Here is a 12,696-nt window from a genome sequence, read left to right on the forward strand (position 1 = left end):
GTTGTGTCCTCATTTTAGAATATTATAACAATAAAAAAAGTCCCGTTCTGATAATTTAGCAGAACGGGACTTTTTTATTGGAGACTAGTCTTTCTACAAAGCTGTCAATTGTTTCAAATCAGCAATCGTTTTTGTTGGATTTTCCGCTTTAAATACAAAGCTACCAGCAACAAGAACATCTGCTCCTGCTTCTACCAATTGTTTTGCATTTTTATTAGTAACGCCACCGTCAACCTCTATAAGTGTAGTCGCCCCTTTTATATTGATTAAGTCTTTTAACTTTTTAACTTTTGCGTAGGTGTTTTCAATAAAAGATTGACCTCCAAAACCTGGATTTACGCTCATGATACAAACCAAATCGATATCATTGATTACATCTTCTAATAAGTCAATATTAGTATGTGGATTAATGGCAACACCGGCTTTCATACCTTCGGCTTTAATCGCTTGTAAGGTTCTGTGAAGGTGCGTGCAAGCTTCGTAATGTACGCTTAGAATATTAGCTCCTAATTCAGCAAAAGTTTTAATATAGCGGTCCGGGTCAATAATCATTAAATGAACATCGACTGTTTTTTTAGCATGTCTTGTAATCGCTTCCAAAACTGGCATTCCGTAAGAAATATTGGGAACAAAAACGCCGTCCATGATATCAATGTGAAACCAATCGGCTTCGCTGTTGTTAATCATTTCGATGTCGCGTTGCAGATTAGCAAAATCAGCTGCAAGTACTGATGGCGCAATTATTGTGTTTTTCATTGTGTTGTTTGTTACGTTGAGATGCACTGCAGTGCGTCTTTACAAAGTTGTAGTTTCTGCAAAAGTAACTTTTTTACAATTAATGCGAAAGTTTTTTTATCGGGATGGCTCGTTAGGGACAGCTCGAGCTGTCCGTACTATATATGCGTGAGGGATAGAGGTGGTATCCTCGTAGCGTAGCGGAGAGATAAAGCCGAAAGCCCGACCCGAAGTTTTTACGAAGGGGCACGCCCAAATCAAATCCAAAAAGCATTTTTTTTTTAATAGAAAGAAAGATTAGAAGTTTCTAATTCCCCCTTCGGGGGTTAGGGGGCTAAAAAGCAAAACTCCGGTAATCAGCCGGAGTTTCAATCATCAATCAAAAAACGAACAGTCAATCAAACTGTTGTTTACTGTAAAATCTCAACATTCGAAATTCCAAACTCCAAAAGATAAATTGGGATTTGGAATTTCAAATATTGGGATTTGTTTTATCCTAAATAGGTTTTTAGTATTTTACTTCTTGAAGTGTGTTTTAATCTACGGATTGCTTTTTCCTTGATTTGACGCACACGCTCACGCGTTAGGTCGAAAGTTTCTCCGATTTCCTCAAGAGTCATTGGGTGTTGATCGCCAAGACCAAAGTACAAACGAACTACATCAGCCTCTCTTGGAGTCAATGTTTCCAATGAACGCTCGATTTCAGTACGCAATGATTCGTGGATTAATTCTCTGTCCGGATTTGGAGATTCACCTGAACGTAAAACGTCATAAAGGTTTGAATCTTCTCCTTCTACAAGAGGTGCATCCATTGATAAGTGACGACCAGAGTTTTTCATGCTCTCTTTTACGTCATTTACGGTCATGTCAAGCTCTTTTGCAATTTCCTCAGCAGATGGTGGACGCTCGTTAGATTGCTCTAATAAAGCGTACATTTTGTTGATTTTATTGATAGAACCAATTTTGTTCAAAGGCAAACGAACGATACGAGATTGTTCAGCCAATGCTTGTAATATCGATTGACGAATCCACCAAACGGCATACGAGATAAATTTGAAACCACGTGTTTCATCAAAACGTTGTGCTGCTTTAATCAATCCTAAATTTCCTTCGTTAATTAAATCAGGAAGTGTAAGTCCTTGATTTTGGTATTGTTTTGCTACCGAAACCACGAAACGTAAATTAGCTTTTGTCAATTTTTCTAAGGCTTTTTGATCCCCAGCTTTAATCTTTTGTGCTAATTCTACTTCTTCGTCAGCGGTAATAAGGTCAACTTTTCCAATTTCTTGTAAATATTTGTCTAATGATGCAGTTTCACGATTCGTAACCTGCTTGGTGATTTTAAGTTGTCTCATGTTTTTGTCTCCTCAATTTTTTAAGTGTACAAATGGTTATACGTATAGGGTTTCAAAAAAGTTACAATTGTTTTGAAAATAATTTAATTAGAAGCGAAAAACCCCAATTCAAATAAATGAATTGGGGTTTTCTATAAATAAACCTTTAGTAAACTAAGATCTGATTACTCTTTTCTTTCCTCACGTGGAGGTCTTGGCAAAAGTGCTTTTCTTGACACTTTTTCTTTTCTTGTTTTTGGATCCATACCTAAGTATTTCACTTGAAAAACATCACCCATTTTCACAACATCAGAAACATTTTCTGTGCGTTCCCATGCAAGCTCAGAAACGTGAAGTAATACTTCATTTCCAGGAGCTTCTAGGTATTCTACTACTGCACCAAAATCAAGCATTTTGATTACTTTCACCTCATAGGATTCATTCATTTGTGGCTTGAAAGTGATTGACTTGATTTTAGCCAATACTGCTTCAATTCCAGCAGGATCTGTTCCTAAGATTTCGATAACACCTTCTTCAGTAGTTGGATCTTCGTTGATAACAATTGTTGTCCCTGTTGTTTTTTGTAATTCTTGAATCACTTTTCCTCCAGGTCCAATCAACGCACCAATAAATGCATTAGGAATTCTTCTTGTAATAATTTTTGGAGCGTAAGCTTTAACATCTTCTTTAGGCGATGCCAAAGTTTCAATTAATTTTCCAAGGATATGTAAACGACCGTCACGAGCTTGCGCCAATGCTGCTTCCATAATCTCATATTTCAATCCGTCAATCTTGATGTCCATTTGACAAGCAGTAATTCCTTCAGAAGTTCCAGTTACTTTAAAGTCCATATCTCCTAAGTGATCTTCGTCACCAAGAATATCAGACAATACTGCAAAACGTTCTCCGTCAGTAATCAATCCCATTGCAATTCCAGAAACGGGACGAATCATTTGGATACCAGCATCCATCAATGCTAATGTTCCAGCGCAAACTGTTGCCATAGAAGATGAACCGTTAGATTCTAATACTTCAGATACAACACGGATTGTGTAAGGACAATCAGCAGGAATCATGTTTTTTAAGGCTCTTTGTGCTAAGTTTCCGTGACCAACTTCTCTTCTTGAAGTTCCTCTTAAAGGACGTGCCTCACCAGTTGAGAAAGGAGGGAAGTTATAGTGTAAGTAGAAACGCTCTTCACCTTGTTGAGATGGAGAGTCAATTTGGTTTGCTTCTCTAGAGGTTCCTAAAGTAGCTGTTGCCAATGCTTGAGTTTCTCCACGTGTAAACAATGCAGATCCGTGTACAGATGGTAAATAATCTACTTCACACCAGATTGGTCTGATTTCTGTAGTTTTTCTTCCGTCTAAACGTGTTCCTAAATCTAGGGTTACATTACGAACTGCTTCTTTATTTGCTTTATAAAAGTATTTAGAAACTAAATCGCCGTTTTCAGCCAATTCTTCTTCTGTAAATAAAGCTTTTACTTCTTCTTTTACTGCTGCAAATTGAGCTGTTCTTTCTTGTTTTGCTGTACCTTGTTTTGCGATAGCATAACACATATCGTAGGATGCAGCTTTTACTTTAGCGTAAATTGCTTCGTCTTCTCTCTCTCCTTCGTAAGTACGAGTTTCTTTTTTTCCAAAAGCAGCTTGTAAACGTAATTGAGCAGAAATTTGATTTTTAATATGTTCGTGAGCAAATTTAATTGCTTCAAGCATTTCTGCTTCTGAAATTTCTTTCATCTCTCCTTCTACCATTGCGATAGAATCCATAGAAGCCCCAATCATCATATCGATGTCAGACAATTCTAATTGAGCACGACTTGGATTGATAATGAATTTTCCGTCAACTCGACCAACTCTAGCTTCAGAGATTAACGTTTCAAATGGAATGTCAGACAAAGCTAAAGCTGCTGATGCTGCTAAACCTGCTAATGCATCTGGCATTACGTCTTCGTCATGAGACATTAATTGAATCATTACCTGAACTTCTGCATGGTAATCATCTGGAAAAAGTGGACGTAAAACACGGTCAACTAAACGCATTGTTAATACTTCGTTATCACTTGGTCTCGCTTCTCTCTTGAAGAAACCACCTGGGAAACGTCCTGCTGCAGCAAATTTTTCACGATAATCTACCGTAAGCGGAAGAAAATCGATACCTGGACTTGCTTTTCTTGAAGATACAACTGTTCCTAAAATAACAGTTTTACCTATTCTTACTACTACAGATCCATCCGCTTGTTTGGCTAAACGACCTGTCTCGATTGTGATGTTTCTGCCATCACCTAAATCGATACTTTCTACAAATAATTGTGGAATCATAAATTTAATTTTTTAGTTAAACATGGGTTCTAGTTGTGTTGTAGTTGTTGTTTGCGTAGTTAATGCCTAAAACCCAATGAAAAACCAAACTTTTTTTATTATTGTATGTAAAAACAAAAAGAGGCACTTTCGCACCTCTTTTGTATTGATTATTTTCTGATATTCAATACTTTGATAATCTCACGATATCTGTTGATTTCTGTTTTCTTCAAGTAATCCAACAAAGATCTTCTTTTACCAACTAGCAATACTAATGAACGCTCTGTGTTATAATCGTGACGATTTTTTTTCAAGTGCTCAGTTAAGTGGCTAATTCTGAAGGTGAACAAAGCAATTTGACTTTCTGATTTTCCTGTGTCTGTAACATTTCCGTGTTTAGCGAAAATTTCTTCTTTAATCTCTTTAGTTAAATACATTCCAATATTTGTTTAATGATTTTTATGTATGTCATACATCCATTGTAAGACGGGTGCAAAGATAATCTTTATTTTTAAAAAGGCAAGAGAAAATTTCTCTAAGCTTTAAGAATTTAATTTGCAGTGTGTTATACTGTATATAATTTTGCAACTTCTTGATTTACAAATTCTAAAAATTTCTCGTCAACTTCTGTAAATGGATCGATAACATGGCTGTCAATATCTATTTGTCCTATGTTTTCTCCGTTTACAAAAAGCGGAACTACGATTTCTGATTTTACCGTAAAACTACAAGCAATATAATTATCTTGAGCCGAAACATCTGGCACCACAAAATTCTGATTAGAAACCGCCACTTGTCCACAAATCCCTTTTCCAAAAGGAATTACCGTATGATCCGTTTCGGCGCCAACATAAGGTCCAAGATGTAGTGTTTTAGTGTCATGATTGGCAAAATAGAATCCTACCCAATTGTAATATTCTATTGAGTCGCTTAAAAGCTGACAAATAGCTTTTAGTTTTTCGTCTCTTGAAAAAGTTGTATCTAATGTTATTTCGATTACTTTTGGTTGTAATTCTTGAAATGTCATGGTTTTATTTTTATTTATGCAAAAGTATTTAAAGCCGGTTTTAAAATTTGTATAAATTTGTTAAAAAATTGATTTTGAAAAAATATTTTATTCGATATAAACCTTTTTTGCTTTTTTTAGGCACCTTTTTTTTTACTTATATAGTATTAACTGTGCTTTATCAGGGGTATCTAAATAGTTTTGGAGAAAATAAATTAGATACTATTACAAGAATGGTCGGCGAGAACACGAATCAATTATTGCAATTTTTTGGTGTTAATTTTACAATTGAAGATAATCAATCCCATTCCTTTATTAAGTTGATATATAATCAAAAATATGTAGCTCGAATTATTGAAGGTTGTAATGCAATCAGCGTAATTATTTTGTTTGTTTCTTTTGTGGTCTCATTTTCTGGGAAGCTAAAGCCTACTTTGCTGTTTATTTTTGGCGGAAGCCTATTTATATATGTTTTAAATGTGATTCGAATAGCTTTACTGTGCATGTTGATATTTCATTTTCCAAATCAAAAGCAAATTTTACACGGTGTACTTTTTCCGTTATTTATATATGGGGTAGTTTTTATTTTATGGGTAATATGGGTACGTAATTTTTCAAAATATGCTTCGAAAAATATTAAATAATAAAATCAGATTAGCCTTATTCCTTCTTTTGGTAGGATTGTTGGTGCTTATTCGTGCATTTGAAGATCAATTATTCTATGACCCTTTTTTGGATTTTTTTAAAAATGATTTTACAAATTTGCCTTTGCCAGTCTATGATTCTCTTCTATTATTTGGTGGATTATTGTTTCGGTATGGTTTGAATTCCATAATATCATTAGGAATTATTTATGTTCTTTTTAAAGAAATCGAAATGGTCAAATTTGCTTCCATTTTATATATTGTTTTCTTTTTGATTTTAATTATTATTTTCTTCGCTATTCTCTTCATTAATGTAGAACATCATTATTTAACCCTTTTTTATGTTCGAAGATTTCTCATTCAACCCATTTTTGTTTTGTTGTTTGTTCCTGGATTTTTTTATCAAAAACAAAATTAAGTAGTCTTTTATCTGTATCTTTAGTTTGTGTAATTTGTTTATTATCAAATAAATAATAAGATGAAGATAGTCAAACATTCTGGGGTTATTGTTGATTTTAATCCTGACAAACTTAAAAGTTCGCTTTTGAAATCTGGGGCAAGTGTTAACGTGGTTGAAATTATTCTGCAATCGATTCAAAACGAGATCTACGAAGGAATTTCCACTAAGCAAATTTACAAAATGGCTTTTGGATTATTGAAAAAAACGGCTAATTCTCATGCAGCACGTTATAATTTAAGGGAAGCAATCCGATTATTAGGTCCTGCAGGTTTTTTCTTTGAAAAATATATTGCCCGACTTTTCGCCTCAGAGCATTATACTACAGTGACTAATTTGACTTTGTTTGGAAAGTGCGTGTCCCATGAAATTGATGTATTGATAAAAAAGAATGATGTTATTTCGATGGTGGAGTGTAAGTTTCACGTAGGAAGAGATTTGGCAACCGATGTGAAAATTCCCATGTATATTTTATCTCGATTTAATGATTTGAAAGATAGAAAGCATCCTATTTTTACAATGAAAGATATGGTTTCCAGTTGTTGGATTGTCACTAATAACCGATTTACGTCCGATGCAGTTGATTTTGCAAAATGTTCTGGCTTAAATTTGTTAAGTTGGAATTATCCGGCGGACAATAATTTAAAAACAAAAAACGACAATAATTTTCTTTATCCAGTAACTTGTTTAACCACTTTAACCCTCGCCGAAAAAGATAAATTATTGATATTGGATGTGATTTTGGTAAAAGAAATAGTAAATAATCCTGATTCTTTGGAAAGAATTGGATTGAGTTCAAATCGCATAAAGAATGTTTTAAAAGAAGCTTCTGAATTATGTAGATACATTTAGAAATAGAGATTACTGATTTGTTTAATTTTAAATCTGGGAAAATGAAAGTCAAATTTATTGGTGGAGCGGGAACCGTTACCGGTTCGAAAACATTAATTGAAAGCAATGGGATTAGAATATTGATAGACTGTGGACAATTTCAAGGGATTAAACCTTTGCGAGAGCTCAATTGGGAGCCATTGCCCATTTTGCCATCCACAATAGATTTTGTTTTGCTGACTCACGGGCATTTAGATCATTGTGGCTGGTTGCCCAGATTAGTTGATCAGGGTTTTAAAGGTAAAATTTATTGCACGAGTCCCACTAAAGATATAACAAAACTGATTCTATTGGACAGTGCTAAAATTCAAGAGGAAGAAGCAAATATAGCCAATAAAGGAAAATTTTCTAAACACGAAATTGCCCAACCGCTTTATAATGTTGCTCAAGCCGAAAAAGTTTTTCCTCTTTTTAGAGTTATAAAAACGAACGAATCAATTCCTTTGGATGCCGAAATTACTGCGGTTTATACGAATGCTGGACACATCCTTGGAGCATGTACCATTGAATTGCAGCTTGAAAATAAAATCTTAGTTTTTTCAGGAGACATTGGCCGTGATAATGATGTGCTAATGTATCCGCCAACCAAGCCCAAAAGAGGCGATTATATATTTTTGGAAAGCACCTACGGAGATCGTCTTCATCCTGATACGGATGTCAAAGCGGAACTGGAAATGTATATTAACAATACGGTTGAGAAAGGCGGAACCATCATTATTCCCAGTTTTGCTGTAGAGCGTGCGCAAACCGTTATGTATTTATTATGGCAACTTAAAGAAGAAAATAGAATTCCTAATATTCCTTACATTATTGATACACCAATGGGAATAAGTGTTTTGGAAATTTTCGAAAACAATAGAAAATGGCATAAATTGCCCGAGCATGAATACATTGCCATGTGTAAAATGTTTTCCATGATTACAGATTATCAGGAAACTATTGAAGCTATCTACAATAAACAACCTAAAGTGGTAATTGCTGCCAGCGGAATGATTACTGGCGGTAGAGTGTTGAGTTATTTAGAACGATATATAGGTTTGCCGGAAACTACTGTAATTATTATTGGTTTTCAAGCCGAAGGAACGCGTGGAAGAAAATTATTGGAAGGAGCCAAAGAAATTAAAATTCATGGTAAATATTATCCGGTATTGGCAAATATTGTCGAAATTGAAAGTTTGTCGGCTCATGGAGACCAAAAGGATTTGCTTAACTGGCTATCGGCATTAGAAAATAAACCTACGAAAGTATTTTTGGTTCATGGCGAAAATGAGCCGCTGGATGAACTTCGTATAAAAATTAATGAACAATATCATTTTGATTGTAAAATTCCTTTAATGGGACAAGAATTTGAATTGTGATTTTTAACACTATTTTTAGATTTAAGAGTCACTTTATTAACTAATTTTGTGTCATGAATATTAAAAAATGCACTAGTTTATTTTTGGCCTTTCTACTATTGGTTTCCAATGTAGGGTTGGCTTTTAATGTGCATTATTGTGGAAAAGAAATTGCTTCGGTTTCCTTAAATACAATTGTTTCTCAACAATCAGATAAAGGCTGTTGCGAAAAAATCGTTGCCAAAAAGGATAGTTGTTGTAAAGATAAAGTAGTTAACTTTCAAAAAAAATCGGATAACGCAACCGCTAAAGCATTTTCCTTTGATTCCCATTTTTCTTTTCTGATACAGGAATGGCAAACGATTGTAATTTCTTCAAATAGAAATTTCAAAACTACCCAAGTTACTTCTTTTTTCTGCGATGCTAATGCGCCGCCACTTTTTAAGCTGTACAACCAATATATTTTCTACGCCTGATATTAATGTTTTAAAAGTCAAATCATTTCTTGTGATTTGAATATACTTTTTATAAACATTAAATATTTCATCATGCATAAAATAATAATACTTTTTCTAGCGATTTTGATGTCGGTTCCTGTTTTTTCGCAAGAAAATCTACAAGAGGTCAAAGTCGTAAACAAACGAAAAGGAATTCAAAAATCATTTACAGTAACAGGAAACACTACACTCATTACGAGCAAAGAACTGCTGAAAGCTGCTTGTTGTAATCTCGCCGAAAGTTTTGAGACAAATCCATCCATCGATGTCAATTTTTCGGATGCTTTAACAGGAACAAAACAAATCAAAATGCTCGGATTGACAAGTCCGTATTTAATGATAACCGAAGAAAATGTTCCCTCGGTTCGAGGAGCTTCACAAGCGTATGGCTTGTCATTTACACCTGGAACCTGGGTTGAAAGTATCCAAATCACAAAAGGTGCAGGAAGTGTGGTCAATGGATACGAAAGTATTTCTGGTCAAATTAATACGGAGTTAATCAAACCCATTAACGACATTCCATTTTTCTTGAATGCTTATGGTTCGACTGATTCCCGATTTGAGTTAAATACCCATTTCAATACTAAACTTTCGGATAAATGGAGTAGTAGTTTGTTTCTTCACGGGAATGCGCGCTTGGCTAAACTCGATATGAATGACGATGGTTTTCTGGATAATCCGTTGGCAAAACAAATTAATATTCTCAATAGATACCAGTATTATAATGCGGAAAAAGGCTGGGTAAGTTTTATCAATTTCAGATATATGAATGATAAAAAACAAACAGGAGAATTAAATTTCAGTCCCGAAAGAGATAAAGGAACAACCAATTATTGGGGTTCTGAAATCAATACCGAACGTTTAGATGTTTCCACAAAAGTAGGATATGTTTTTAAAGATTTACCATATCAAAGTATTGGTTTTCAAAATGCTTTTAACAGTCATGATCAACGTTCTTACTTTGGTTTAAACCAATATAATATAAAGCAAAGCAGTTATTATTCGAATTTGATTTTCAATTCGATTATCAATAATACCATGAATAAATTTTCGGCGGGTTTGAATTTTACCTATGACAAATACCAAGAATTTGTTAATATAAACGATTATAGCAGAATTGATAATTCAGTTGGTGCTTTTTTTGAATACACTTATGATAACGCAGATGATTTTAGTATAATTCTTGGCGGAAGAGTTGATAATCATAATCGTTTAGGTACATTTCTAACACCACGATTACATGTTCGATACAATCCTTGGGAAAAAGGAGTTTTGCGATTTTCAGCAGGAAGAGGAAAGCGTTCAGCGAATATTTTTGCCGAAAACCAACCGCTGTTTGCCAGTTCGAGAACCTTTGACATTTTAGATTCCAACGGAAAAATTTATGGTTTGAATCCTGAAATTGCGTGGAATTACGGTTTTAGCTTTGCGCAAAAATTCTCTCTCTTTGGTAAAAATGCTGATGTTGGATTTGATTTCTACAGAACCGATTTTCAAAATCAGGCTGTGGTCGATGTGATGCAAAGTGCTCAACAGGTTTTGTTCTATAATTTGAAAGGAAAATCTTTTGCCAATAGTTTGCAATTGGAATTCAATTATGAACTTGTGGAACATTTAAATTTACGTTCAGCCTATAAATTTTATGATGTGAGAACCGATTATCTTTCTGGGAATTACCAAAAGCCATTACAGGCGAAACATCGTTTTTTTGGTAATTTAGAATATGAGACACACATTGGTGAAAATGGAAATCAGTGGAAATTTGATTACACTTTCAATTGGATTGGTCAGCAACAATTGCCTACTACAGCTTCAAATCCTGTAAATGATAGATTACCTGAATTTTCAAAATCGTATTCTTTAATGAATGCGCAAATTACCAAAACTTTTTCTTCTACATTTGAAATGTATATTGGAGGAGAGAATATTGGAAATTATACCCAAGAAAAAGCTATTCTTGGAAGTGAAAACCCTTTTGGCTCTAATTTTGATGCATCAATTGTATATGCACCAGTTTTTGGACAAATGTATTATGCAGGATTGCGATTTAAAATAAAATAATTCAAAAGTCAGTTTCAAAAATCAATTTCAAAGGTCAAAAATATAAATATTAAAAAAGAAAATATGAAAAATATAATTGTAGTTCTCCTTGTAACATTTATTGGGTTTTCGGCTCATGCCCAAGATAAAAAGAATAAAAACGCTAAGTACGTTACTGAAGTAAACGGCAATTGTGAACAATGCCAGAAGCGAATTCAAAAAGCAGCTTATTCAGTGGTCGGAGTGAAATCGGCAGTTTGGAGTATAGAAACACATCAATTGGCTTTGATTATGAATGAAGAGAAAACTACTCCTTTAGATGTAAAAAAAGCGATTGCAAAAGTTGGCCATGATACTGATGAAGTGAAGGCAACAAAAGAAGATTATGAAAGTCTTCATAGTTGCTGCTTATATGAGCGCAAATAATTTTGAAACCCGAAGTGAAAGCTTTGGGCTTTTAATTTTGTTATTTAGATGGAATTTAAAGTGAATTTTTTTATTACTGACAAGAGGTAGCGTTTCTAATAAATATTTTTTTTGACTAAATCTACCATCGGCAAATTACATATGAATTGAAAGCTATATTTGGATTATGTTGTTAATTATGATCGTCGCTATAATGCTTTCGAGCGTTAATTAAACTTTAAAGTATATCAATAAATTGCGGTTAAGGTAAATTATTCTTACTTTCACGACCAATAAATTTAATTACAAAGCTGCTCTATGAATAATTTTGATTGGACACAATTACTTAATCCAGAATTTTATATTACCCTTCAAATAGGAGGAGTTCAAATAGGTTTATATATAGTTTTATTTATAATTTTTGCCGAAACTGGTCTTTTCGCCGGTTTTTTTCTTCCTGGAGACAGTTTGCTTTTTCTTGCGGGAATCTACAGTAGAGATTTAGTTCAAAATTTAATATCTATCGATAGTGATTTCATAAATGTTACCATATTATCTCTTTTGGTTGCAATAGCAGGGATTTTTGGGAATACGGTCGGTTATTGGTTTGGAGCGAAAAGTGGCTATTATTTATTTAAAAAAGAAGATACTTTCTGGTTTAAGAAGAAATACTTGATACAGTCCAAAGATTTTTTTGAGAAGTATGGAGGAAAAGCTATAATATTTGCCCGTTTCCTACCTATTTTTAGAACCTTCGCACCTATTGTTGCCGGAATAGTATCTATGGATAAGAGCAAATTCATGTTTTTTAATATTTTGAGTTCTTTTTTATGGTCATTCATTTTAATTTTTTCAGGTCATTATTTGTATGGCATCTTTTTGGATGAATTTGGAATTGACTTAAAAAAGAATATAGAATATATTATAATAATAATTGTTTTGATAACTACGGTTCCCGTTTTATTCAAGCTTTTGAAAAAAAATATACATTTAAAATAATCCTGAATCCTAATCATAAAAAAACTCCGTCTCGTTGCAATAACG

General features: G+C 33.8%; 13 protein-coding genes. 8 read left to right on the forward strand and 5 right to left on the reverse strand.

Going from position 1 to position 12,696, the window contains the following annotated elements:
- Window positions 1–93: 93 nt before the first annotated feature.
- The 5 genes from rpe to H4V97_RS12835 all read right to left on the reverse strand — a co-directional run bounded on the left by rpe (window position 94) and on the right by H4V97_RS12835 (window position 5,402).
- The gene (gene rpe / locus H4V97_RS12815; RefSeq protein ID WP_196849813.1) at window positions 94–756 is read right to left on the reverse strand and encodes a ribulose-phosphate 3-epimerase; all 663 of its coding nucleotides are present in this window, start codon (window positions 754–756) and stop codon (window positions 94–96) included.
- A 470-nt stretch (window positions 757–1,226) separates the two neighbouring features.
- Window positions 1,227–2,090, reverse strand: coding sequence for an RNA polymerase sigma factor RpoD/SigA (locus H4V97_RS12820; RefSeq protein WP_007137700.1), 864 nt, complete (start codon window positions 2,088–2,090; stop codon window positions 1,227–1,229).
- Between the two features lie 164 nt (window positions 2,091–2,254).
- Window positions 2,255–4,396, reverse strand: coding sequence for a polyribonucleotide nucleotidyltransferase (locus H4V97_RS12825; protein ID WP_209549901.1), 2,142 nt, complete (start codon window positions 4,394–4,396; stop codon window positions 2,255–2,257).
- Window positions 4,397–4,545: 149 nt separating this feature from the next.
- Window positions 4,546–4,812: a 30S ribosomal protein S15 gene (rpsO, locus tag H4V97_RS12830; RefSeq protein ID WP_196849815.1), complete on the reverse strand. Its 267-nt coding sequence runs from the start codon at window positions 4,810–4,812 to the stop codon at window positions 4,546–4,548.
- A 128-nt stretch (window positions 4,813–4,940) separates the two neighbouring features.
- Window positions 4,941–5,402: a GAF domain-containing protein gene (locus H4V97_RS12835; protein ID WP_209549902.1), complete on the reverse strand. Its 462-nt coding sequence runs from the start codon at window positions 5,400–5,402 to the stop codon at window positions 4,941–4,943.
- A 74-nt stretch (window positions 5,403–5,476) separates the two neighbouring features.
- Here H4V97_RS12835 and xrtF point away from each other — a divergent pair, with 74 nt between their 5' ends.
- The 8 genes from xrtF to H4V97_RS12875 all read left to right on the forward strand — a co-directional run bounded on the left by xrtF (window position 5,477) and on the right by H4V97_RS12875 (window position 12,651).
- Window positions 5,477–6,025, forward strand: coding sequence for an exosortase family protein XrtF (gene xrtF / locus H4V97_RS12840; protein ID WP_209549903.1), 549 nt, complete (start codon window positions 5,477–5,479; stop codon window positions 6,023–6,025).
- The gene (locus H4V97_RS12845) at window positions 6,003–6,443 is read left to right on the forward strand and encodes an exosortase F system-associated membrane protein (protein ID WP_209549904.1); all 441 of its coding nucleotides are present in this window, start codon (window positions 6,003–6,005) and stop codon (window positions 6,441–6,443) included. The genes xrtF and H4V97_RS12845 overlap by 23 nt, the downstream gene beginning before the upstream one ends.
- 60 nt (window positions 6,444–6,503) lie before the next feature.
- Complete coding sequence (locus tag H4V97_RS12850) at window positions 6,504–7,334, forward strand: ATP cone domain-containing protein (protein WP_209549905.1); 831 nt, start codon at window positions 6,504–6,506, stop codon at window positions 7,332–7,334.
- Window positions 7,335–7,375: 41 nt separating this feature from the next.
- Window positions 7,376–8,731 (forward strand): MBL fold metallo-hydrolase RNA specificity domain-containing protein, encoded by a 1,356-nt coding sequence (locus H4V97_RS12855; protein ID WP_209549906.1) that lies wholly within the window; start codon window positions 7,376–7,378, stop codon window positions 8,729–8,731.
- Window positions 8,732–8,784: 53 nt separating this feature from the next.
- Window positions 8,785–9,186 (forward strand): HYC_CC_PP family protein, encoded by a 402-nt coding sequence (locus H4V97_RS12860; protein WP_209549907.1) that lies wholly within the window; start codon window positions 8,785–8,787, stop codon window positions 9,184–9,186.
- 72 nt (window positions 9,187–9,258) lie between these two features.
- Window positions 9,259–11,268, forward strand: a complete 2,010-nt coding sequence (locus tag H4V97_RS12865; protein WP_209549908.1) for a TonB-dependent receptor plug domain-containing protein — start codon at window positions 9,259–9,261, stop codon at window positions 11,266–11,268.
- A 63-nt stretch (window positions 11,269–11,331) separates the two neighbouring features.
- Window positions 11,332–11,673: a heavy-metal-associated domain-containing protein gene (locus H4V97_RS12870; protein ID WP_196849823.1), complete on the forward strand. Its 342-nt coding sequence runs from the start codon at window positions 11,332–11,334 to the stop codon at window positions 11,671–11,673.
- 297 nt (window positions 11,674–11,970) lie between these two features.
- Window positions 11,971–12,651, forward strand: coding sequence for a DedA family protein (locus H4V97_RS12875; protein ID WP_209549909.1), 681 nt, complete (start codon window positions 11,971–11,973; stop codon window positions 12,649–12,651).
- The last annotated feature ends 45 nt before the right edge of the window (window positions 12,652–12,696 follow it).

It is taken from the genome of Flavobacterium sp. CG_23.5 (assembly GCF_017875765.1).
GTDB lineage: Bacteria > Bacteroidota > Bacteroidia > Flavobacteriales > Flavobacteriaceae > Flavobacterium.